At 47.0% G+C, this 22386-nt stretch carries 22 protein-coding genes; 12 read left to right on the top strand and 10 right to left on the bottom strand.

What is annotated here, in order from left to right:
• The 7 genes from IT393_02945 to IT393_02915 form a co-directional block, all read right to left on the bottom strand.
• Positions 1-125 (bottom strand): hypothetical protein (locus IT393_02945; GenBank protein MCC7201609.1); only part of this gene is annotated, 125 nt, incomplete at its 3' end.
• Positions 126-745: 620 nt separating this feature from the next.
• Entirely contained in the window at positions 746-1363 is a 618-nt protein-coding gene (locus IT393_02940; protein MCC7201608.1) for a flavin reductase family protein, read from the bottom strand.
• 27 nt (positions 1364-1390) lie between these two features.
• Entirely contained in the window at positions 1391-1810 is a 420-nt protein-coding gene (locus IT393_02935) for a YjbQ family protein (GenBank protein ID MCC7201607.1), read from the bottom strand.
• 9 nt (positions 1811-1819) lie between these two features.
• Positions 1820-2332, bottom strand: a complete 513-nt coding sequence (locus IT393_02930; GenBank protein MCC7201606.1) for a gamma carbonic anhydrase family protein — start codon at positions 2330-2332, stop codon at positions 1820-1822.
• A 392-nt stretch (positions 2333-2724) separates the two neighbouring features.
• The gene (dnaK, locus tag IT393_02925) at positions 2725-4557 is read right to left on the bottom strand and encodes a molecular chaperone DnaK (GenBank protein ID MCC7201605.1); all 1833 of its coding nucleotides are present in this window, start codon (positions 4555-4557) and stop codon (positions 2725-2727) included.
• Between the two features lie 28 nt (positions 4558-4585).
• Entirely contained in the window at positions 4586-5290 is a 705-nt protein-coding gene (gene hscB, locus IT393_02920; GenBank protein MCC7201604.1) for a Fe-S protein assembly co-chaperone HscB, read from the bottom strand.
• Positions 5291-5359: 69 nt separating this feature from the next.
• Complete coding sequence (locus IT393_02915) at positions 5360-5995, bottom strand: MBL fold metallo-hydrolase (protein MCC7201603.1); 636 nt, start codon at positions 5993-5995, stop codon at positions 5360-5362.
• 78 nt (positions 5996-6073) lie between these two features.
• On the opposite strand from IT393_02915, the gene IT393_02910 reads away from it, so the two are divergent.
• From IT393_02910 to IT393_02855, 12 genes are all read left to right on the top strand, one after another.
• Positions 6074-6736: an HAD family phosphatase gene (locus IT393_02910; protein MCC7201602.1), complete on the top strand. Its 663-nt coding sequence runs from the start codon at positions 6074-6076 to the stop codon at positions 6734-6736.
• Between the two features lie 12 nt (positions 6737-6748).
• Positions 6749-8101, top strand: coding sequence for a class II fructose-bisphosphate aldolase (locus IT393_02905; protein ID MCC7201601.1), 1353 nt, complete (start codon positions 6749-6751; stop codon positions 8099-8101).
• Positions 8102-8124: 23 nt separating this feature from the next.
• Positions 8125-9168, top strand: a complete 1044-nt coding sequence (locus IT393_02900; protein MCC7201600.1) for a 4Fe-4S dicluster domain-containing protein — start codon at positions 8125-8127, stop codon at positions 9166-9168.
• Complete coding sequence (locus IT393_02895; GenBank protein MCC7201599.1) at positions 9131-9979, top strand: FAD/NAD(P)-binding protein; 849 nt, start codon at positions 9131-9133, stop codon at positions 9977-9979. The genes IT393_02900 and IT393_02895 overlap by 38 nt, the downstream gene beginning before the upstream one ends.
• Positions 9980-10266: 287 nt before the next feature.
• Entirely contained in the window at positions 10267-11019 is a 753-nt protein-coding gene (locus tag IT393_02890) for an NADH:ubiquinone oxidoreductase (protein ID MCC7201598.1), read from the top strand.
• Positions 11009-12310: a Ni/Fe hydrogenase subunit alpha gene (locus IT393_02885; protein ID MCC7201597.1), complete on the top strand. Its 1302-nt coding sequence runs from the start codon at positions 11009-11011 to the stop codon at positions 12308-12310. The genes IT393_02890 and IT393_02885 overlap by 11 nt, the downstream gene beginning before the upstream one ends.
• Positions 12303-12833: a hydrogenase maturation protease gene (locus IT393_02880; GenBank protein ID MCC7201596.1), complete on the top strand. Its 531-nt coding sequence runs from the start codon at positions 12303-12305 to the stop codon at positions 12831-12833. Before IT393_02885 ends, IT393_02880 begins: the two co-directional genes overlap by 8 nt.
• A 35-nt stretch (positions 12834-12868) precedes the next feature.
• On the top strand, positions 12869-13324 hold the full coding sequence (locus IT393_02875; GenBank protein ID MCC7201595.1) for a cyclic nucleotide-binding domain-containing protein: 456 nt from the start codon (positions 12869-12871) through the stop codon (positions 13322-13324).
• A gap of 12 nt (positions 13325-13336) precedes the next feature.
• Complete coding sequence (hydG, locus tag IT393_02870) at positions 13337-16105, top strand: [FeFe] hydrogenase H-cluster radical SAM maturase HydG (protein ID MCC7201594.1); 2769 nt, start codon at positions 13337-13339, stop codon at positions 16103-16105.
• 54 nt (positions 16106-16159) lie between these two features.
• Complete coding sequence (gene msrA / locus IT393_02865) at positions 16160-17158, top strand: peptide-methionine (S)-S-oxide reductase MsrA (protein MCC7201593.1); 999 nt, start codon at positions 16160-16162, stop codon at positions 17156-17158.
• 135 nt (positions 17159-17293) lie between these two features.
• Positions 17294-19588, top strand: coding sequence for an EAL domain-containing protein (locus tag IT393_02860; protein ID MCC7201592.1), 2295 nt, complete (start codon positions 17294-17296; stop codon positions 19586-19588).
• Positions 19589-19875: 287 nt separating this feature from the next.
• Entirely contained in the window at positions 19876-20079 is a 204-nt protein-coding gene (locus IT393_02855; GenBank protein ID MCC7201591.1) for a type II toxin-antitoxin system HicB family antitoxin, read from the top strand.
• Between the two features lie 101 nt (positions 20080-20180).
• Here the strand turns inward: IT393_02855 and rsgA are convergent, their stop codons facing one another.
• The 3 genes from rsgA to IT393_02840 all read right to left on the bottom strand — a co-directional run bounded on the left by rsgA (position 20181) and on the right by IT393_02840 (position 22163).
• Positions 20181-21245, bottom strand: a complete 1065-nt coding sequence (gene rsgA / locus IT393_02850; GenBank protein ID MCC7201590.1) for a ribosome small subunit-dependent GTPase A — start codon at positions 21243-21245, stop codon at positions 20181-20183.
• Between the two features lie 280 nt (positions 21246-21525).
• Complete coding sequence (locus IT393_02845) at positions 21526-21801, bottom strand: helix-turn-helix transcriptional regulator (protein MCC7201589.1); 276 nt, start codon at positions 21799-21801, stop codon at positions 21526-21528.
• Positions 21798-22163: a type II toxin-antitoxin system RelE/ParE family toxin gene (locus IT393_02840; protein MCC7201588.1), complete on the bottom strand. Its 366-nt coding sequence runs from the start codon at positions 22161-22163 to the stop codon at positions 21798-21800. The genes IT393_02845 and IT393_02840 overlap by 4 nt, the downstream gene beginning before the upstream one ends.
• Between the last annotated feature and the right edge of the window lie 223 nt (positions 22164-22386).

Genomic DNA, 22386 nt, shown 5'->3' with positions numbered 1-22386 from the left:
TTGAGGCTTGAAAAACCGATGCCACCGCCGCCGAAGACATATATCTTCCCTTTGCAGGATGCTACAGCAAAGTGTGACCTCGCTGAAAGCATCGGAGACCTTTTTATCCAGCCGGAATGTTTCACTCGAAAATACTCCTAAGTACCCGTCAGTCCCACGGAACCTGTCCCCGCAGGATTTTTCACCCGTCATTCCCACACAAGTGGGAATCCAGAACCAGGCCCCGGTCTGGATTCCCGCTTACGCGGGAATGACGTTTTCATGAACCCTGGTGAGCCCAGAGCTGTGAGCTTGTCGAACAGTCGAAGGGCTCATGACGTTTCACCTGAAAATGCTCCAAAGTACCCGTCATTCCCACAGAACCTGTCCCCACAGGATTTTTCACCCGTCATTCCCACGCAAGTGGGAATCCAGAACCAGGCCCCGGTCTGGATTCCCGCTTACGCGGGAATGACGTTTTCATGAACCCTGGTGAGCCCAGAGCTGTGAGCGTACCGAACGGTCGCAGGGCTCATGACGTTTCACCTGAAAATGCACCTGTGTACCCGTCATTCCCACGGAACCTGTCCCCGCAGGATTTTTCACCCGTCATTCCCACACAAGTGGGAATCCAGAACCAGGCCCCGGTCTGGATTCCCGCTTGCGCGGGAATGACGTTTTCATGAACCCTGGTGAGCCCTGAGCTGTGAGCGTGCCGAACGGTCGCAGGGCTCATGATGGTTCACAAGAAAATTCTATCCTGGTCTTATTCACGATTTTTCTGATTATTCTTGGGCTTAAAGCCCCTTCCCGTCACTTCTTCCTTGCCGATCCTGACCTCTGAGAACGACTTTATGCCGGCATAGTGATCTGCCCCCAGATATAGGGCAGGGGTCAGTTTTGACAGATTTGGGATTTTTTTCTTCTTGTCAAATGCCTTCTCCTTATAGTGTACAGCAAGGACTTCACCTATGAAGAGGTCATGATCCCCGGTCCGGATTCTTTTAACTATCCTGCACTCGTAAGCAGCGTATGCCTCTTTGAGCACAGGTGTCTTTACCTTTGTTGATGGAAGCGTCTTTATGCGGTAAGCAGAGAACTTGTCAAGTTCCCTGCCTGAGGTCCTTCCAAGAGCTGCTATTGTGCCTGTCTTGTCGAATTCGAGAAAATTGACAGTGAACTCACCGCTCTTCTTCAGCAAATTGTAAGAATACCGTTTTGGCGCTATAGATACTGCAAACAGGGGTGGATCAAAAGAGAGGGCAGAATACCATGCACAGGCAAGGGCATCCAGTTCAGTGCCTGATTTAACTACAATTACTGCAGGGACTAACGGATAAAACTGATAAAATCCTGATTGACTGACCCCTTTTTCTGTTTTCATCCTGTCACCTCCCAGTGTTGTGTAATTCTATTCCCCGATTATCTTGACTAATACGCGTTTTCTTCTCCGGCCGTCGAATTCACCATAGAATATCTGTTCCCAGGGCCCAAAATCAAGTTTGCCGTTTGTGACTGCAACAACCACCTCACGCCCCATGAATTGCCGTTTGATATGTGCGTCACCATTGTCTTCGCCTGTCCTGTTGTGCCTGTATTGCGAATGGGGCTCGTTAGGGGCAAGGCGTTCGAGAAAATCGTCGTAATCCTGCAGCAGCCCCTGCTCATCGTCATTGATGAATACGCTTGCGGTGATGTGCATTGCGTTTACAAGGCAGAGCCCTTCCTGTATCCCGCTCTTTCGAAGCGACTCGTTCACATGAGAGGTGATATTGATATATGCCCTCCGGCTTTTAGTCTCAAACCAGAGCTCTTCACGGTAGGATTTCATAGGCAGATCTCAGATCCCGTAGTTTCGCGCATAATCAATGTAATTCTGTGCCGATTGTTTTATCCTTGCCTTTTCTGTATCAGTAAGGTCACGCTTCGGTTTTGCCGGCATTCCAATGGCAAGTGTCCCGGGCGGAATTATTGAGCCTTCTGTGACAAGGGCGCCGGCTCCAATGATGCAGTCTTCTCCTACGACTGCGCCGTCGAGAATGGTTGCACCCATCCCTATAAGGCACCTGTCCTTTATTGTGCAGCCATGAAGCGTCACAGAGTGGCCGACGGTTATTTCACTACCGAGTATAAGCGGATGGGTATTTTTTGTTACATGAAGCATGCAGAGGTCCTGGATGTTGGTACGGCTCCCTATCCGGATGAAATTGACATCACCGCGGACAACGGCGTTGAACCATACAGTTGAGTATTCTCCAATCTCCGTGTCGCCAATGATTATGGCTGATTCGACTACGAAGACTGTTTCATGAATCTTTGGGTAGACACCCTTGTAAGGCAATATATGTTTCATCTGAAAATGCTCCTAAGTACCCGTCATCCCCACGGAACCTGTCCCCGCATTACTTAAGCGGGGAGTGGGAATCCAGAACCAGGCCTCGGTCTGGATTCCCGCTTACGCGGGAATGACGTTTTCATGAACCCTGGTGAGCCTGAGGCTCATGACGGTTCAACCGAAAATCTCCGTTCAAATCCCCCCTCTCCCCCCTTTAATAAAGGGGGGAGCTGATTTCCCCCTTTTATACAGAGAAGAATTACTTTCCCCCTTTGTACAGTGTGGGAACTGATTTCCCCCTTTGTAAAGGGGGACTAAGGGGGATTTTCATCTGCCTTTGTGAGCCCTGAGCTGTGAGCGTGCCGAACAGTCGAAGGGTTCATGACGGTTCACTCGAAAATGCTCCTGACTTACGTAGATGTCTGCCCCCGGCTTTTTTTCTCCACCACTTCTTTTGCAGTTTCACCTAACAATAATGACGCCAGGCGCTCGGTTGCCTGATTAAGCCTCGTGGTACACGCCTTGATTCCATCCGTGTCATTTCTGCCTATGGCAGCCTCGGTGTCGCTGATGGCAGCTCCAATTAATGCCAGCTCATCTGCTTTCAATAAATGACTGCATTGATTCAGCGCCTTTCTTGTTGCCGTCAACACCTTGTCTGCCTCAACCTTTGCATCGAACAGCTCCTTCTTTGCAGCATCTTCTTTCTGATGTTCAATAGAGTTCCGCACCATCGCCTCAACCTGCTCTTTTGATGCATCAATAGTTGACTTCATCTGAACGACGGTTTCCCTGCCTGTGTTGACATCCCTTGCAAGTACATGGAGTATGCCGTCTGCATCAATGGTGAACTGGACTCCAATGCGGGGGACACCTGCAGGCGCCGGTGTGATGTCTTCGAGCGCAAAGGTTCCGAGTGACCAGTTATCAGAGGACATCTGGCGCTCACCCTGAAGTACGTGTATTGTTACCGCGGACTGGTTATCTACTGCTGTGGTAAAGAGCTCGCCTGCCCTGGTCGGTATTGTGGTGTTTCTCGGTATTATGACATTCATGAAGCCGCCGTAGGTTTCTATGCCGAGCGAAAGGGGCGTAACGTCAAGAAGGAGAAGATTTGAGATATGACCTGACATTATATTGGCCTGGATTGCGGCCCCAAGGGCCACGGCCTCGTCTGGATTGACCGATCTGCTGGGCTTCTTCCCGAAGATATCTTCCACGAGCTGCTGGACCAATGGGATTCTCGTTGAACCGCCTACCAGTATGACCTCATCAATTTCATCCGGTCTCAGTTTGGCATCCATCATAGCCTGCAGGCATGGTTTCCTTGTACGGTCAATGATGTCCCTGACAAGTTCTTCAAAATCCTTGCGTGTAAGTTTGTATTTGAAGCTGAATGTTGAGGTAAGAAATGGTATGGATATCTCCACTTCTTCCTGAAAGGATAAGGCGCACTTGGCCTTCTCAGCCTCTTCCCGTATCCTGCTTAATACCATAAGATTTCCTGACTGGTCGCCTCCTCCTTCTGAAGCGATCCTGCCAAGCAGGAAGTCTATCAGCCTTCGGTCTATGTCATCTCCTCCGAGGCGCGTGTTACCGCAGGTTGACAAGACCTGAAAGACCCCCTTTTTTATATCGAGGATTGAGATATCAAATGTCCCTCCGCCAAGGTCATATACACCAATCTTTGCATCGAGCTTTTTGTCAATGCCGTATGCAAGGCTTGCTGCAGTGGGTTCATTGATGATCCTGTCTACCTTCAGGCCTGCGATCTCTCCGGCCTTTTTGGTGGCATTACGCTGGGCGTCATTGAAGTATGCAGGCACTGTGATGACAGCCCGGTCAACGGTTTCACCAAGATAACGCTCTGCATCTTTCCTGAGCTTGCTCAATACGAGGGCAGATATCTCTTCAGGAAGGTAGTGTCTGTTATCTATCAGGATAGTGACAGGTTCTTCCCCGCTGCCTGTAACAGGATATGAGACAAACATGTCTTCATCCCTGATATCAGAACCCCTGCGTCCTATAAATCTTTTGACAGAATAGATTGTCTTACCGGGATTGAGTATGCGCTGTCTGTTTGCATTGTGTCCTATAATCGGTTCAGCACCTCCGGCAAAGGCTGCAACAGACGGGGTAAGCCTCTGTCCGTCTGCATCCGCGATGATTACAGGCTTTCCGTCTTCAACAACAGCTGCAGCTGAATTTGTTGTTCCAAGGTCTATGCCGATTATTCTGCCCATTCTAAATACGACTCTCCATCAGGCCTGCCTAACTTATTGCCACAATCAGCTCATCAATCAACGACTGCAGTTTGGATAAATAGGAGATCTCATGAGACAATACTATCAGCCGCCGGACCTTTGTTCTCTTGTTTTCGCCTGAGACTGAAAGCCATTCCTTATCCAGCGCCGCAATCTCATTTAATACACCTTCCCACCTGTTTGCAGCCTCTTTCTTAAGTTCATTAAGTTTTCTGAGATGAACCTGCCGTAGAGTTTCATCTCCTTTTTCTTTCTTTGAAAACTTATCAATTTCAGCGCAGACGTCGCTTGCCTCTATAAAAAACTCCATGGTCTCTGCTGAGGCATGCTTTGATACAGGCGCCTCTCTGTCGCTTTCGAGACTTATCAGATACCTTATCCGCTCTTTTGGGTCTTTCAGGGTGGAATATGCCTTATTGAGTAGAGATGATGATTTAAGGGCCAGTTCCTGAACATCCGCTGATGAGTTATAGTATTTATCCGGGTGGAGATACTCGCTCAACCTCAGAAAATTCTCTTTCAATCTGACGGTGTCCACGACAGGCCTCTTTTCAACCTGAAGCATGGCAAAATAATCCATATCTCCTGAGAATGAAAGGAGAGAGTGGCAATCAAAACAGAAGAATCCCTCATAAGGACTTCCGCAGGACAGGCACTTTACCTTCTTGCCCTTGTCATCATGATGATGATGTTCTAAAACCTCATGTACCATACACTCTCCTTCTTACCCAACTTCTGTGATTTCGTTTCACTCATGACGAGGAACGCATTATCTTTTTCGTCAAAGGTTTAGCGGTTTAAGGAAGGGGTTGTCCCGCTTCTCCGCGCCAATAGTCGTTGCCGGACCATGACCCGGGTAAACCCTGGTCTTGTCATCAAGCATAAACAGCTTTTCCCTGATTGATGTCATGAGATCTACATGGGAACTTCCCCACAGGTCTGTCCTGCCTATGCCCCACCTGAAAAGGGTATCACCGGTAAACAGGATTCCGGACGGGAAATGAAAGCTTACGCTGCCCGGTGTATGTCCGGGAGTGTGTATTACCCGGCACTTTAAAATCCCGTCACCTATCTCCACACCGTCTTCAAGGAAATTGTCTATTTCTACAACCTCTTCAGCAGTTATGCCGAAAAAAGATGCCTGCGTCTGTAATTTTTCATAGAGAAAAAGGTCCTCTTTATGCAGGAATACCTTGGCCCCTGTCTCCTCTTTCAGGGCCTTGACACCACTTACATGATCTATGTGTCCGTGGGTCAGCAGGATGTTTTTCAGGCTCAGTGTATTTTTCTTCAGGATGCCTGAAATGTCCACTGTGTTATCACCGGGGTCAATGACAACAGCGTTCCGCGTCTCTTCATCGCCAAGTATAAAGATATTGGACTGAAATGGTCCTGCAACCAGCGTCTCAATTATCATCTTGTCCATAATGGGTATTATAAGACATAGCATTCAGATATTGCAATAGATTGAAGGTCATGTTATATTGCGTTATTCATGCTAAAGGCCATAATCTTCGATTTCGATGGGGTCATTACTGATAGCGAGCCTGTCCACCTGAAGATGTTCCAGAAGGTGCTCGGAGAAATGGGATTGACGATAAGCGAGAGGGATTATTATGAGATATACCTTGGCATGGATGACAAGGGCTGTTTCAGTACAGTGCTTAAGTCTAACGGCTTTGATCCAAACTTCGGGCACATTCAATCTCTCATAGATAAAAAGACTATTTACCTTATGGATTATATAAAGGATAATCTTTTTATATATCCCGGGGTAGTGGAATTCGTTGAGAGCTCATCAAAGAAATATCTCCTTGCAATAGCGTCAGGCGCCCTGCGTCATGAAATAGAGTTTATCCTTGAAGGGGCCGGAATCAGACCGGCGTTTAACATAATTGTAAGCGCTGAGGATGTTAGTGAAGGCAAACCAAATCCTGAGTGTTTCAACAAGGCGCTCAACAAATTAAACGAAATAAGCAGGCAGCCGATAACGACTGCTGACTGTTTGGTAATAGAAGACTCCATAGCGGGTATCGAGGCGGCAAAAGCGGCAGGTATGCTTTGTGCTGCTGTCACAAACACATACAATCCTGACAGGTTAAAAATGGCTGATATTATTGTAAACAAGGTAACAGATATTAATCTCGAAAAGATATAAGGGGGGAGAGTTATGGGATACAAGAGCACACAGGAGGTGTTTGAATCATTAAACGGTCTTGCAGAAATAGATGCCGGCAGGGTAAAGGTGAAAGATGCGGCTGGTGTACGGGATAAGCTCATAGATAAGCTGGTGTTTAATGCAGTATTTAATAATAACCCGGAGATTAAGGGTATGGTCAGGTGGCTGATCCGGGCTATTTCAGAGGAGCTTGGTGCGAAGTCAGCCTCTATTCAGGGGCTCTATGAAGCGATGGGCAGGGGTGAAGTGGAAGGTTTTACTGTACCTGCCATCAACATCCGCGGGCTCAGTTATGACGTGGCAAGGGCTGTGATACGCGCGGCTAAGAAAAATAATTCAGGAACATTTATTTTTGAGATAGCCAAATCAGAGATAGGGTATACAGGGCAATCACCGGATGAGTATGCAGTGGTTATGCTTGCAGCGGCAGTGAAAGAGGGTTACAAAGGGCCTGTGTTCATACAGGGAGACCACTTTCAGGCTAATGCGAAAAAGTATCAGCAGGATCCTCAAAAGGAGATCGAAGGACTAAAGAGCCTTATCAAGGAGGCGATTGAGGCGGGATTTTACAATATAGATATAGATACCTCGACCCTCGTTGACCTTTCAAAGCCTGATCTTAAGGGGCAGCAGCGGCTTAACTTTGAGATAGCCGCTGAACTTACTGCCTGCATAAGACAACTTGAACCGCAGGGGGTTACTGTATCAGTCGGCGGTGAGATAGGTGAGGTAGGAGGAAAGAACAGCACTGTGGAAGAGCTCAGGGCATTTATGGACGGATACAGGGATGCCCTTGCCGGCAAGGGCGCTTCATTGAAGGGGATCAGCAAGATCAGTGTCCAGACTGGGACAACACACGGCGGAGTGCCCCTCCCTGATGGCACAGTTGCAAAGGTAAAGCTTGACTTTGATACACTCGGTAATATATCAAAAGTTGCAAGAGAGGTGTATGGTCTCTCAGGCGCTGTCCAGCATGGGGCGTCTACCCTGCCTGACGAGGCGTTTCACAGGTTTCCTGAGACAGGCACAGCAGAGGTGCATCTTGCAACAGGGTTTCAGAATATGACTTATGACAGCGCGGCATTTCCGCGTGATTTCAGGGAAGAGATCTATAATCACCTGAGACAGGCCTGTGCTGAAGAGAAAAAGAGCGGGGAGTCTGATGAGCAGTTCATCTACAAGACCCGCAAGAAGGGGTTTGGCCCGTTCAAAGAGAAATTCTGGACACTCCCGGAGGATGTTAAGAATAAAATAGGCAGGGAGCTCGAAGACAAGTTTGATTTTCTGTTTAAGAAATTGAATGTGGTTAACAATTATGACATTGTCATGAAACACGTAAAATAGAACTTATTCCGGAGTTAAGGCGCATGGATGCGATTATAGAGTACGGGGATGTAAACAAGTTTATCCTTGAGCTCCTGCAGGATTACGATGTAATAGCCCCTGTTGAGAAGGATAACCGTTATATCTTTGAGCAGGTTGATGATCCCTCAAAGATCGTGCACAATTACGATACGACGATCCTCCCGCCTGTAAAGTGGATATACCCTAACAATGAAGTCCTCCTGAGGTTTAAGCTTAGCGACCTGACAGAGACCAGGCCTGTTAATGCCTTCCGCAATCAGGTCATCCTCTTTGTACATCCATGCGATATTAATGCGATCAACATCATGGATGAGGTCCTGGCAGAGGAGCCCTCGGATGCCAATTACCTTGCCAGGAGAAGGTCTTCCATTATTATTGGCTATGACTGTGCCTGCCCCTGCAGGGAGAATATACTCTGTTTTGATAAGGGATGTCACAAGGCTGACAGGGGATTTGACATTCTTTTTACAGACCTGGGTAACAGGTTTTTTGTCACAGCTGCTACTGATATTGGCAGGAAGATCATTGAGAAGAGTAAGGCCTTTAGTAAGGCAGGGTACTCTGACAAGACAGGACTAATGAAGGCCAACTGGGAAAGGGAGTCGTCATTTACAAAGAAGATACATGGTGATATAAACCGTCTGTCACATGTACTGAAAGACGAATATGATGGTGCCATATGGGAGGCTGAGGGCAGGAAGTGTCTCTCATGCGGGGCTTGTGTCATCGTATGCCCAACCTGTTACTGCTTTGATGTAGTGGATGAGGTCTGTCCTGATATGGAAACCGGGGTGAGGTACAGGCGCTGGGATGGATGCCAGATACAAGACTTCTGTGAGGTGGCCACAGGTGAGAATTTCCGGCATAAGGCATCTGAGAGGGTGAGGCACAGGGTGTTCAAGAAAGAGGTATATCTGAAGAAGAGATTCGGAAGGTCAGGATGTATCGGATGCGGCCGGTGCATAGAGCATTGTATAGCGGATATTAGCATCATTGACATTTACAACCATGTCATGGAAAGGAAAAAGGGGCATGGAGAGATCTAATCTGCTGCCGAGACCTGCAACTATAACTGATATAAGAGAGCTTACTGATAAGGAAAAGCTATTTACCATCAGGCTGAACGATGGGGGTAACCTTCAGTACAGGCCGTGTCAGTTTGTTATCTTCTCGATGCTGGGAATTGGCGAGGCCCCGATATCCATTACATCTTCCCCTGTCGGCTCAGGGGAGTCCTTTGAACTTTGTATCCGTTCAGTGGGTAATCTTACAGGGGCTGTGCACAAACTATCACTGAATGACAGGATCGGGATAAGGGGGCCGTTCGGTAATGGGTTTCCGATGGAGAAAATAGACGGAAAGGATATACTGATCGTTGCCGGGGGGCTCGGGCTTGCCCCACTTCGGTCGCTTATAAACTATATAATCCATCACAGGTGGAAATATGGCAGAGTGACGATCCTGATTGGCGCCAAGAGGCCAAAGGATATATTATTTAAGGATGAGGTCATGAAATGGGAGGATGATCCTTCAATCGAGACCTACATAGCAGTAGACCTTGCGGAGACCGGCTGGACACGGCATGTGGGGGTCATAACAGGGCTTTTTAAATACGTTGATGTGGATCCGCTGAATACGATAGCAGCTGTAGTCGGACCGCCTGTTATGTACAGATTTGTTGTTGCAGAACTCCTTGCAAAGGGCATATTTGAGGGGAATATATTTATGTCATTTGAGAGAAGGATGCGTTGTGGCATTGGGAAGTGTGGTCACTGCCAGATAAACGGGATTTATCTGTGCCAGAACGGGCCAGTGATGTCGTACAGGGACGCAAGGAAGCTACAGGAAGCGCTGTAATATATGGCAATGAGTTGAAAGCAATGAGCAATGAGCAGGAGATAGTAAAGCAAATTCCCTCTTCCGCAGGGAGAGGATAAGGTGAGGGTGGGTTTTCAAATGGACTGTCGTGAGCCCTTCGACTGTTTGACAAGCTCACAGCTCAGGGCTCACCAGGGGTCATGAAAACGTCATGCCCGCGTAAGCGGGAATCCAGACCGATGGCTTAGTTCTGGATTCCCACTCCCCGCTTAAATACTGCGGGGACAGGTTCCGTGGGAGTGACGGGTATATAGGAGCATTTTCAGATGAAGCCTAAGGTTGCGTTTTTTAGTTTTGCAAGCTGTGAGGGATGTCAGCTCCAGGTGTTGAACCTTGAGGAGGAGCTGCCAACGCTTTTGGGGTTTATAGAAATCGTCAACTTCCGTGAGGCGATTGATGAGAAAAGGGATGATTATGACATTGCCTTTATTGAGGGTTCTATCACAAGGGAATCTGACATTGAAGAATTAAAGGAGATAAGGGCAAGGGCAAAGGTCCTTGTTGCATTTGGCGCATGTGCAGACCTCGGGGGTGTTAATGCGTTAAAAGTATTCCAGCCTCAGGCGTCATGGCTTCCTGCTGTTTACGGACGAATGGATTATTTTGCGGATACGCTGCCCACAAAAAGGGTTAAGGATATAGTACCTGTTGATTTTGTCATCCCTGGCTGTCCTATAGATAAGGGGGAGTTCCTGCGGTTTGTCCAGTCACTGCTCATTGGGATAAAACCGAAAGTCCCTGATTATCCTGTCTGTGTTGAGTGCCGGTCAAAGGGGAATGTATGCCTTGTTGAAGAAGGGAAGTGGTGTCTTGGCTCTGTGACAAGGGCAGGGTGTGGCGCCATATGTCCAACATTCAGGGACCCGTGCGCAGGATGCAGGGGGCTCATCTCAGATCCGAATGTCGAATCCCTATATACTATTTTGATGGAGAAGGGTTATTCCAGGGAAGAGATCACGGGAAAATTCCGCATATTTAATGGATTAGAGGTTGTCTCAGGAGCTAACAATGTCCCATGATATAAACATTCATCATATTACAAGGGTTGAAGGGCATGGCAATATAGTCCTCAATATCAAAGAGGGGAGGATTGAAGAGCTCCGTCTCGAGATAGTCGAGTCGCCACGGTTTTTTGAGGTCATGCTCCTGGGGCGGAATATACTGGAGGCCCCGCCCATTACAGCGAGGATATGCGGCATATGCGCTATAAGTCACACTGCTGCCTCCATTAAGGCCTGTGAGGATGCCCTCGGCTTTACCCCCTCTGAGAATGTGGTGCTTCTCAGGAAGGTGTTGCTGCATGCAGAGCTCCTGCAGAGCCACATACTTCATATTTATCTGCTTGTTGCCCCTGACCTTTTTGGCGCTGGTTCAGTCATCCCGCTTGCCTCGTCAAATCCGGAGCTGATTAAGCGCGGTCTTGGATTAAAGAAGGCGGCAAATGACATATGCAGGTTCCTTGTGGGGAGGCACATACACCCCATTGGAATGGTAGTCGGAGGGTTTACAAAGCCGCCTGCTGTCAAAGATCTCGATGAGGTGCGAAGGATCCTGGAAGGCATGATACCTGATATGGAAGAGACCGTGAAATTTTTTGAAGAGCACAGGATGCCTGAGTTCAGCAGGCCGACAAAATATTGCTCAATAAGGGATGAAGACTATGCCCTCTACGATGGACACCTGTATGCAAAGAATAATCCGCCGCTTGAGGTTCAGCGGTACAGGGAGTTTATTTCTGAAGATGTAGTAGCCTACTCTACGGCCAAACAGGTTCGCTCAGGAGGCAGTTCCATTATGGTCGGCGCCCTTGCAAGGATTAATAACAATTACGACCGGATTTCAGAAAAGGCGAAGGAAGCGGCAAAGAGGCTTGGTCTCATTCCCCCCTGCACTAATCCGTTTATGAATAATATTGCCCAGGTTGTGGAATGTGTGCACTCAGTATATGATTCCCTTGAACTGCTGAATGTCCTTTCTTCCAATCTGGCTTCAGCGCCTTTTTCAGGGACAGGCGGTGTACCTGCAATAGAACCCCGTGAAGGCAAAGGTGTTGGCGTTGTTGAGGCTCCGCGCGGTTCTCTGTATCATGAGTACGGGACTGATGAAAAGGGGATTATAAGGTCAGCTAACTGCATAATACCGACCGGACAGAATCTGCTGAATATTGAGAAGGACATTGAGGCGATGGTGCCTTCAATACTGGAGCTTCCCAAGAGAGATATAGAACGGAGGCTTGAAATGCTGGTCAGGGCCTATGACCCGTGCATCTCATGCTCAACACATTTCCTTGAGGTAAAATTCATTGAGTAACGGCAGACTCCTTATAATCGGACTTGGCAACCCGCTCATGGGGGATGACGGGGCTGGCATAGAGGTTGTCAATGAACTAAAAGGATTAGATTTGCCGGATAATGTTGATGTCATTGATGGAGGGACCCCCGGAATTGACCTGATAGACATGATGTCAGGATACAGCAGGGTAATAGTGGTTGATACAGTAATAATTGAAGGCGACACGTCGCATAGTGATGTGTACATGACGACACTCCACGATCCCCTCTCCCTCAGGGACAGGGTTAGGGTGGGTTTGAACTCAGATGACAAGTGCTCCCTGCACGAGATGGAGCTTGCCGCAGTTTTAAAGCTGATGCATACATTAGGAATGGAAATTCCGGAGATTTTGCTGATAGGCATACCGGCATTCAACATAGCTCCAGGGATTGGACTTTCAGAAGGGTGTAAGGGCCTGATACCACAGGCTGTAAAGTTAGCATTAAATAGGGACAGCGACTATTTATCTGCAACTGTCAACTATGGGTCAACAAATAAATAGTCGCTGTCCCTATTTAATTAAGGAGGACCACTGCCATGATATCTTTGGATGACTTAAAAAGGATCGAGTTTTTTGCAGACCTGACAGATGAAGAATTAAAATTAATACAGGGGGTATGCCGGGAGGAGAGTTATCGGACGGGTGATTACATATTTGCTGAAGAAGCCCCGGCTAATAATCTCTATATATTAAAGAATGGCAAGGTATCCATAGATATCAGGGTAGGGAGTGGAAAATACCTTAGTGTGTACACTGTCTCAAGGTTTGCCGAGCCTTTTGGATGGTCTGCCATTGTGGAACCATTCAGGTTTACTGCTGCTGCAAGGAGCGTTGTTGATTCCACTGTTTTTTCCGTTGACAGAAAGAGGCTGATGGAACTGATAGAGAAGGACTATCATATGGGCTTTCTTGTAATGAGAAGGGTTGCAAAGATAATATCAGAGAGGCTAAGGGAGACCCGCCTTCAGTTGATACACACCTTTTACGGTTAACAGGTTAACGTCATGTGTTACGCCATCCCTGGAAAAGTATTAGAGATCAATAATAACACGGCCCTGATAGAATATTTCGGCGAGAAGAAGACCGCCCTTGTTGATGCCGGAGATGTCAGTGTGGGGGACTACGTCTATGCCCAGGGTGGTTTCATAGTCCAGACAGTTGAGGCTGATGAGGCGCACGGCATCCTCAATGAATGGGAAGATATTTTCTTTAAGTTAAAAGAGCGTGATGAGATGCTTGCAGGGAAGGCCTCTCCATCAGTCAGTACTGAATCCAATATTGAGCGGATTATTACCAAAGGGGAGGCAGGGGAGCGCCTTACCAGAGATGAATTGCTTGCGCTATTGAGGTGCAGGGACAGGGATGAGCTTAATCTTCTCTACAGGACCGCCAACAGGATACGCCATAAGGTTCACAGGAATTCATCCTGCGTGCATGGCATTATAGAATTTTCAAATATATGTAAGAATGACTGCGCTTACTGTGGAATTAGAAAAGACAATGACAGGCTTCAAAGATATAGGATGACTGCAGATGAGATCGTTGACACAGCGGTCTTGTCAGCAGAAGGATCAGGATTCCGGGCCTTTGTACTCCAGTCAGGCGAGGACGGTTATTACACTACAGAGAGGTTGATAGAAATTATACAACGAATAAAAGCCAGGCATGGTGTGCTTATATTCCTCAGCATTGGAGAGCGGGATGAGGAATGCTACAGGAGATTATATGAGGCAGGAGCCAGGGGTGTTCTTTTAAGGTTTGAGACATCGAACAGGGAGATTTACAGCAGGCTCCATACAACACTTCATTTTGATAACAGGCTAAAGACCCTCCGGATGATCAGGGACATGGGTTATATCATTGCAACAGGTTCTCTCACAGGCCTGCCAGGCCAGAGTGAAGAGGATATGCTAAATGACATATTGCTTGCCAAATCGTTTGGCACGGAGATGTATTCTTTTGGTCCTTTCATAGCACATCCGCAGACACCGCTTGCATCCGCTAATACAACAGATTTGGATACAATGCTGAAGGTCATTGCAGTGACAAGGCTTGTCCATCATGACGGTAATATCCTTGTCACATCAGCAGTGGAGACACTCTTCGGAAGGGAAGGTGCAGAAAAGGCCCTGATGGCCGGCGGCAATTCCATGATGATCAATCTGACTCCGGACAAATTTAGAAAACTATATTCAATTTATCCAGGCAAGGGAGAAAAAAATAAAGAAATTCAGGAGAGGATATCGGAAACAATATCGCTCCTTTATTCCCTTGGCAGGGCCCCGACAGATATAGGCATTTCCGGGGGGACATTACCCCCCCTTGGTAAAGGGGGGATGGGGGGATTTGAACGGAGATTATCGAGTGAAATTGAGCTGATACTTAATAAAACACGAAACGCCTCTGCTATAGACATAGAAGGCATCATTGAAAATGCGAAGAAGCTTAATGGCTTAACGCTTGAAGAGACAGCAATCTTACTTCAGTGCAAAGACCGTGGCTTGACAGAATTACTCTACAGCACCGCAGAAGAGGTGAAAAAGGCCATATACGGAAACAGGCTCGTCCTCTTTGCCCCGCTTTATCTAACAAGTGAATGCATTAACAACTGCCTCTACTGCGGATTCAGGAAAGATAACAGTGAGATAGAGCGGAAGACTCTGACTGAGGTAGAGATAAGGTCAGAGTGCGAGGCTATCATAAGGGATGGACACAAGAGGGTGCTCGTGGTAGCCGGTGAAGACCCGCGGACATCTGCAATAGATTATCTTGAAAGGTCAATTGCCGCAATTTATTCGACAAGAGCGGATAACGGTTCGATCCGGCGCATAAATGTTAATGTTGCGCCGCTGGGGGTTGAGGAGTACAGAAGATTAAAAGTGACCGGCATAGGCACGTATCAACTCTTTCAGGAGACATATCATAAACAGACCTACAAAGAGATGCACCCATCGGGTCCCAAGCACAATTATGACTACAGGATATCAGCCCTGGGCCGTGCAATGGAGGCAGGCATTGATGATGTCGGGATGGGGGTATTGTTTGGGCTCTATGATTACCGGTTTGAAGTCCTTGCCCTGCTCCGTCATGCAAGAGAGTTGGAAAGGCAGTATGGGGTCGGGCCTCATACAGTGTCAGTGCCGAGGATAGAACCTGCATCAGGCGCCCCGCTGTCAGTTAACCCTCCCCATGCAGTGAGCGATGAAGACTTCATGAAGATTATCGCCATATTAAGGCTTGCAATACCATATACCGGCATAATTTTGAGCACGCGTGAGGATGCAGGGCTGCGTGACAGACTTTTTCATATCGGTGTATCGCAGATTAGCACAAACTCAAGGACATATCCCGGCGGTTACTCAGCAGAAAGGGTGGGGATGGGAACTGTCATTCCCACGGAAGTGGGAATCCAGAATCAGGCCATCAAAGGCCAGTTTACCACAGGAGACAAAAGGACTACCGGTGAAGTCATAAAACACATTGCAAAGGATGGTTTTGCTCCAAGCTTTTGTACCGCATGCTACCGCACAGGCAGGACAGGCCATGAGTTCATGGAGTTCGCAAAGCCTGGAGAGATACAAAGATTCTGCCTGCCCAATTCCATCCTGAGCTTTAAGGAATACGTGCTCGATTATGGAGATGAGGAACTCCGTAAGACAGGTGAAGAGTTGATCCACGCACAAACCGCATCTATAGAAGACCCAAAACTCAGGAACGCAACGATTAAGAAACTTGATGAGATAGAGCAGGGCAAAAGAGACCTCTATTTCTGAATACTCTGAAAATTTGACATAGACAAATAGACAAATGGGATTTATCCTATAGTCATGGATGTCAAATCAGAGAAGGCAACCTTTGCAGGCGGTTGTTTCTGGTGCATGGAGCCCCCTTTTGAAGGACTTGAAGGTGTTCTTGATGTAGTTGCAGGTTACACCGGCGGACATACTAAAGATCCGTCTTATGAGGAGGTGTGCGAAGGGGATACCGGTCATGCAGAGGCCATTCAGATTACCTATGACCCGTCAAAGATAACTTATGAAAGGCTCCTTGATATCTTCTGGAGGCAGATAGACCCTACTGATGCAGGTGGTCAGTTCGTTGACAGGGGGACGCAATACCGCACTGCCATCTTTTATCATACCGAAGAACAGAAGGCGCTGGCAGAAAAGTCTAAACTGGAGATCGGCGAGTCCGGAAGATACGATAAACCTGTCGTTACCGAGATACTGCCCATCACTGAGTTCTACCTGGCTGAGGAATATCATCAGGATTACTACAAAAAAGAAGCCCTCAGATATAAATCCTATCGCAAGCATTCCGGTCGTGATCAGGTCCTGAAGGAATTATGGCAATATCAGAGGCCGTCTGAGGAGGAGCTAAGGAAGAGGCTGACACCATTGCAATTCAGGGTCACACAGGAGAGTGGAACAGAGCGGCCTTTTGACAATGAATACTGGGACAATAAGAGAGAAGGGATTTATGTTGATATTGTGTCAGGAGAGCCGCTGTTCAGCTCTCGTGACAAGTTTGACTCAGGCACCGGCTGGCCGAGTTTCACGAGACCGCTTGAGCCTGAGAATATAGTGGAAAAGGTTGACAGGGGTCATTTCATGACGAGGACTGAGGTCAGGAGCAGGAATGCCTCATCGCATCTTGGCCATCTGTTTCCTGACGGACCTCCGCCTGCTGGTCTGCGATACTGTGTAAATTCTGCTGCCATACGCTTTATTCCCAAAGAGGACCTTGAGAAAGAGGGGTACGGACGTTATTTGATATTGTTTAATAAGAACGAGAATTATATCCATAATCCCGATTCCGCTTTATGAAGCTTTGCGAGCCCAGGCATGTTTATTAAAATCCCCTATTCCTGGCAAGTTATTTGGCCGATACTACATACCTGAAAGTGTATATATTTATATTAAAAGGGATAATATTTCTTATTTGTCAAAGGGTTATCAATTATGGAAGATAGGTTGGTAAAGCCTCAACCTGACACATTATCTGCAAGGGATGAAAGTGAGGCACCGGTTAAGCCAAATCGTCTGCAGGAGGTCGTAGAACTTGGCATGCTGCTTACCGGAGATCCGCTCCAGGTATTTGGGCGTATAGCACACCTGATAGGTGTTTTCCTTAACGTTCCTGTGGTGTGCCTGTCGGAAATCCGGGGTGACGTGCTGAATTTTCTCAGCGTTTATGTCAACGGAGAGGTTATTACAGAGGCAGGCAGATGTCCGCTCAGTGCTTCGCCCTGTGCAACTGTGAAAAAAACGAAAGATATGCGCATCTATGATCAGGTCGCAGAAAAATTTCCTGATGCCCCTTTCTTAAAGAAGTATAACGCCTTTTCATACTGTGGATTCCCATCCCTCGACAGATCAGGCAATGTAGTTGCAGTTACGTGCCTCCTCGATGATAAGCCGCACAACTTCACAGATGAAGAGAAAAGTGTGCTTAAAATATTGGGACAACGTATTGCCATGGAGATAGAACAGGAGAAATATGCAGTCGAACGCAGGGCAGCTGAGGAGAGGCTCAGACTGAGTGAACAACGATACAGATATATTGTAAAGACCATTCCTCAGGGTATTCAGGAGAATGATATCAATGGAATTGTTACATTCAGCAATCTGGCCCATTCCAGGATGCACGGCTACAGGGATGATGAACTGGTTGGGAAGGCAATATGGGATATGGTTGCATCAGATGAGGAAAGGGTGAAATTGAAGGGTTATCTGGAGAGGCTTGTACTTGAACAACCTCCCCCAACCATGTATATTACGCAGGACCGGACAAAAGATGGAAGGATAATTGATATTGAGGTGGACTGGGATTATAAACGCGATGAAGATGGCAATCTAACCGGTTTTATATCTGTTATTAGCGACATCACTGAGCGGAAAATAGAGGAAGATGCCATCTTTAAAATGGCATACCATGACCAGCTAACCGGACTCCCCAACAGGGCCCTTCTCATGGACCGTCTCAACCATGTTCTGGAAGAAGGAAAACGGTACAATAAGCTTGCTGCAATACTTTTCCTTGACCTTGATAACTTTAAAAATATTAATGATACCATGGGACATACTGAAGGAGACAATCTGCTCAGGAATGTAGTGAGGAGGGTAAAAAAACATGTACGTTCCTCAGATACGATGGCCAGGCACGGCGGAGACGAGTTTGTAATACTTATACAGGATATCCAGAAGGTTGAAAATATTACAAAAGTAATTGAAAAGATATATTCAGAATTTGAGGAGCCTTTTACCCTGAATAGCCAGGAGTTTTTTGTGACAACAAGCATTGGGATAAGCGTATTTCCTGATGATGGCGAGGAAGCAGAAACGCTCCTCAAGCATGCGGATGTTGCCATGTACAGGGCAAAGGAAGAGGGAAAGAATACCTATCAGTTTTATACACCTGCCATGAATGCGAAGACTATGGAGATAGTGAAGACCCATAGTATGCTGCACAAGGCGCTTAAAAATGAAGAGTTTGTGCTGCATTATCAACCTCAAATTAACATTGTGACAGGTGAGATTACCGGTATTGAGGCCCTTGTACGCTGGCAGAGTCCGGAAAGAGGACTCGTCTTTCCGGGAACATTTATACCCCTTGCCGAGGATTCCGGCCTCATTGTGCCCCTTGGAGAGTGGGTATTGTCTGAGGCCTGTGCACAGAATATGTTCTGGCAGGAAAAGGGTCTTAAGCCGGTCAGTATCTCTGTAAACCTTTCCATGCGCCAGCTTAAGCAGAAGGATTTTTCAGACACTGTAAAACGGATATTGAAAGATTCCAGGCTGGAGCCGGGATATCTGGAATTTGAGGTGACCGAGAGCATGGTAATGGGGGATGTCAGGTCTGCCATGGAGATATTTCATGAGTTAAAGGCCATAGGTATCAGACTATCAATAGATGATTTTGGTACAGGCTATTCTTCTTTTGAATATCTCAAGCAGCTGCCTATTGATATGCTGAAAATAGGGATGCCCTTTGTCAGGAATATCGCTTTAAATCCGGATGATGCAGCAATTGCAAAGGCTATTGTTGAGGTGGCCCACATTATGGGCCTGGATGTGATCGCAGAGGGAGTCGAAACAGCAGAGCAGCTGGCAATCCTCATTGATTTGAATTGTAACAAGATACAGGGCTATCTGCTATCGAAGCCCATACCTTCTTCGAACGCGCTCGAAGTGTTCTTAAATAACGATTGGCGATTTGTAATGTCTGAAAGTACTGGAGCGGGAAACGGGATTTGAATCCGCGACCCTCGCCTTGGCAAGACAATTTATACACTTTTTGTAAGTGGGCCTCCTGTCTGCAGAATTTGCTCTGGCCCCTTATTTTCAAGGGATTCCGGCATTCTATCAGTTTATGTATTTTCTGTCCTTTAAGGTGCTTTCGGATAAATTCGGTTACATTTTGGTGACAGTATGATTATTGTAAAAAGTAAGAGAGTGGGCAATATTTCTTGATTATGTGACATCATATCCATATAATAAGGTGACTGGCCTATAAAACGTTACAGAAGTTGAGATGGGTTAAAATGATTAAGAAATATTACAAGGTTATTTTTGAACCACAGGAAGAAGGGGGATATACTGTAACTGTTCCATCTTTACCCGGATGTATTTCTGAAGGAAATACTTATGATGAGGCCATATCCAATATCAAAGAGGCCATAGCTCTGTACATAGAAAGTCTTCAGGCTGATGGCCTTCCTATCCCGGATCTTCGGCTTCCGGTCTGAAAATGACCTTATCTTTCATTTCCTGCTCACTATCCGTTTATATACATCCCTCCATGGAGAGCATATATCAGGATGGCTGGCGTGCCGCCGTAAATACACTATTAATTCTTCAAGTCCTTTTTGGCCGATTTAATGTATCTGCCAAAATCCCGATCCTTCTTTCTCTTTTCAGCATAGGACATCTGGTAGAACTCGGACTCTTTCCGGAGTTTCAGGTAATTTTCAAAGTGCTTCCGGCTGATTTCGCCGGAACGCACGGCCTCAAGCACGCCACAGCCCGGCTCGGCTGTATGGCTGCAGTCCCGGTAACGGCAACCGGACGCTAGAGTTGTGATGTCGGGATAGCTGCTCTCTATGCCGTCTTCTGCGCTCAAAATGCCGAATTCACGCATCCCCGGGTTGTCAATGACCAGTGCTCCTACTTCGAGGCGAATCAGCTCACGACGAACAGTTGTATGCCGCCCTTCACCTGTCCCGCTGACAGTCCTGGTTTCCAACATCTCACGGCCAATCAACTGATTAATCAACGTGCTCTTGCCGACCCCTGACGACCCAACGAAGCAATAGGTCTTTCCAGGCAGCAACAGCCGCTTGAAATCATCCACACCATCCCGCGTCACGTTGCTCAACGCTACTATGGGCGCGGTGATACCGGCAGAGCGTATTTCCGCCAACTGCGCGGCCTGAACAGAAGTATCCACCAGGTCTGTCTTCGTGAGAAGGATGTACGGCTCAGCGCCGCCATCCATCACCATGACGAGATAGCGTTCCAGCCTCCTCAGATTGAAATCAAAGTGGCATGACTGAACGATAATCACGTAGTCCACGTTCGCCGCTATCATCTGATATTCGATGACGTTCCCAGCCGACTTTCTGCGAAGAGAAGTCCTTCGTTCTAAAAGCGCGTGGACCACCCCGAAGTCGCCTGACTGCTTCTCCAGGCACACCCAGTCGCCCACGCACGGCATTTCATGGGACAGGTGATGGCGGTGCAGATAGCTGCCGGCCAGCTTTGCCCTGAAATGGCCCGTCTGATCCACGAGCAATAACTGTTCACGATCAACCGCTGCAATACGGGCGATGATATGCGTTGACTGACACTCTGCTCTTTGCTCGAACCAGTCGCACCAGCCCAATTCATTCAATTCACAGTGCCAATTTGTCATTCATCTCCGTATCACCATTCTCCAAAATATTAAGGACGATAGCATAGATTGTTAATCGCATCGCAGGAAATTTCAGGAACTCATCTCCTGGCACCCACTTGCTAACTTTAATACGAAAATACGAATAACTTAAAATGATTGACGTTTCTTTGATGCCTTTGCAGGTATTTCTGGGAACACCATCTTTATTACCGCTATACCTTTCGTTAAAGCAGGGAAGGAATGTGTTCCCTATCGCCATTCTCCGTTTTTCAATGGCATTATTTGAGAGGATTCAGCATTAGGCGATTTTAACCTCAAGGCGTCTCCCTAATGCTGAAGCGACTCTCTCTAAAGTTGACAGTTTAATATCTTCAGCATGATTCTCTATCCTAGATATTGCGGTCTTCTTGGTTTTAAGCCTGCTGGCAAGTTCCTCCTGGGTCAGACCTGCCGCTTCACGTGCTTGCCGGAGCATTACCCCAACCTTAAACTGCTCGTATCCTTCGTCGTATCTGGCGGCAAATTTCCTGTCGCTTTTTTTTCTCTCATCTATATATTTTTTCAGATCACTCATTGTTTTGTCCTCCTTTCCAGAAAATCCTTTCTATAGGCTTCAGCTATTTCTATTTCTGTCTTTGGTGTCTTTTGAGTCTTTTTTGTTAATCCATGGGTCAGCACGACTACGGAATTTCCTGCAAAGAAACAAAATATTCTATAGGCATTTGAACCGAATGTTATTCTGCATTCCCATATTTCTTCCGTCCCGGTAAGCTTCTTCAAATATGAAGATGGAACAATATCCAAATCCTCTATGAGTTTAAGAACCCATGTTACCTTCTGTGCTGCCTTTGCTGGCAAAGAATCGAGATAGTCTTGTATCGGACATTTACCATCGGATGTTTTATAGAAAGTGATGGTTCTACTCACACAAACCATGTTAACCTACATGTTAACCTTTGTCAACAGGAAATTCATCATTTCAAGGGGCTTGTTAAAGCTATTCTTTGTCTAATGAGTATTACACTTGGAAAACCTGGAGCGGGAAACGGGATTTGAACCCGCGACCCTCGCCTTGGCAATTCTTAACAACCGTTTTTTAAAAGGGCTTTAAGTTCATCCGGTTTCCCCGTTTTGTTTTATTTAACCAGATGTTAAGCGT

The sequence above is a fragment of the Nitrospirota bacterium genome (assembly GCA_020851375.1).
Lineage (GTDB): Bacteria > Nitrospirota > 9FT-COMBO-42-15 > HDB-SIOI813 > HDB-SIOI813 > RBG-16-43-11.
This window is presented reverse-complemented; position numbering and strand designations above follow the sequence as displayed.

Excerpts from the sequence above, each read along its gene's own strand:
- IT393_02935 (MCC7201607.1), bottom strand. The coding sequence starts at position 1,810 with ATGAAATCCTACCGTGAAGAGCTCTGGTTTGAGACTAAAAGCCGGAGG.
- IT393_02895 (MCC7201599.1), top strand. The coding sequence starts at position 9,131 with ATGTCATGGAAAGGAAAAAGGGGCATGGAGAGATCTAATCTGCTGCCG.
- IT393_02845 (MCC7201589.1), bottom strand. The coding sequence starts at position 21,801 with ATGAGTGATCTGAAAAAATATATAGATGAGAGAAAAAAAAGCGACAGG.
- IT393_02840 (MCC7201588.1), bottom strand. The coding sequence starts at position 22,163 with ATGGTTTGTGTGAGTAGAACCATCACTTTCTATAAAACATCCGATGGT.
- IT393_02860 (MCC7201592.1), top strand. The coding sequence starts at position 17,294 with ATGGAAGATAGGTTGGTAAAGCCTCAACCTGACACATTATCTGCAAGG.
- IT393_02930 (MCC7201606.1), bottom strand. The coding sequence starts at position 2,332 with ATGAAACATATATTGCCTTACAAGGGTGTCTACCCAAAGATTCATGAA.
- IT393_02910 (MCC7201602.1), top strand. The coding sequence starts at position 6,074 with ATGCTAAAGGCCATAATCTTCGATTTCGATGGGGTCATTACTGATAGC.
- IT393_02915 (MCC7201603.1), bottom strand. The coding sequence starts at position 5,995 with ATGATAATTGAGACGCTGGTTGCAGGACCATTTCAGTCCAATATCTTT.
- IT393_02940 (MCC7201608.1), bottom strand. The coding sequence starts at position 1,363 with ATGAAAACAGAAAAAGGGGTCAGTCAATCAGGATTTTATCAGTTTTAT.
- IT393_02885 (MCC7201597.1), top strand. The coding sequence starts at position 11,009 with ATGTCCCATGATATAAACATTCATCATATTACAAGGGTTGAAGGGCAT.
- rsgA (MCC7201590.1), bottom strand. The coding sequence starts at position 21,245 with ATGACAAATTGGCACTGTGAATTGAATGAATTGGGCTGGTGCGACTGG.
- IT393_02905 (MCC7201601.1), top strand. The coding sequence starts at position 6,749 with ATGGGATACAAGAGCACACAGGAGGTGTTTGAATCATTAAACGGTCTT.
- IT393_02900 (MCC7201600.1), top strand. The coding sequence starts at position 8,125 with ATGGATGCGATTATAGAGTACGGGGATGTAAACAAGTTTATCCTTGAG.
- hydG (MCC7201594.1), top strand. The coding sequence starts at position 13,337 with ATGTGTTACGCCATCCCTGGAAAAGTATTAGAGATCAATAATAACACG.
- msrA (MCC7201593.1), top strand. The coding sequence starts at position 16,160 with ATGGATGTCAAATCAGAGAAGGCAACCTTTGCAGGCGGTTGTTTCTGG.
- dnaK (MCC7201605.1), bottom strand. The coding sequence starts at position 4,557 with ATGGGCAGAATAATCGGCATAGACCTTGGAACAACAAATTCAGCTGCA.
- IT393_02875 (MCC7201595.1), top strand. The coding sequence starts at position 12,869 with ATGATATCTTTGGATGACTTAAAAAGGATCGAGTTTTTTGCAGACCTG.
- IT393_02890 (MCC7201598.1), top strand. The coding sequence starts at position 10,267 with ATGAAGCCTAAGGTTGCGTTTTTTAGTTTTGCAAGCTGTGAGGGATGT.
- IT393_02855 (MCC7201591.1), top strand. The coding sequence starts at position 19,876 with ATGATTAAGAAATATTACAAGGTTATTTTTGAACCACAGGAAGAAGGG.
- hscB (MCC7201604.1), bottom strand. The coding sequence starts at position 5,290 with ATGGTACATGAGGTTTTAGAACATCATCATCATGATGACAAGGGCAAG.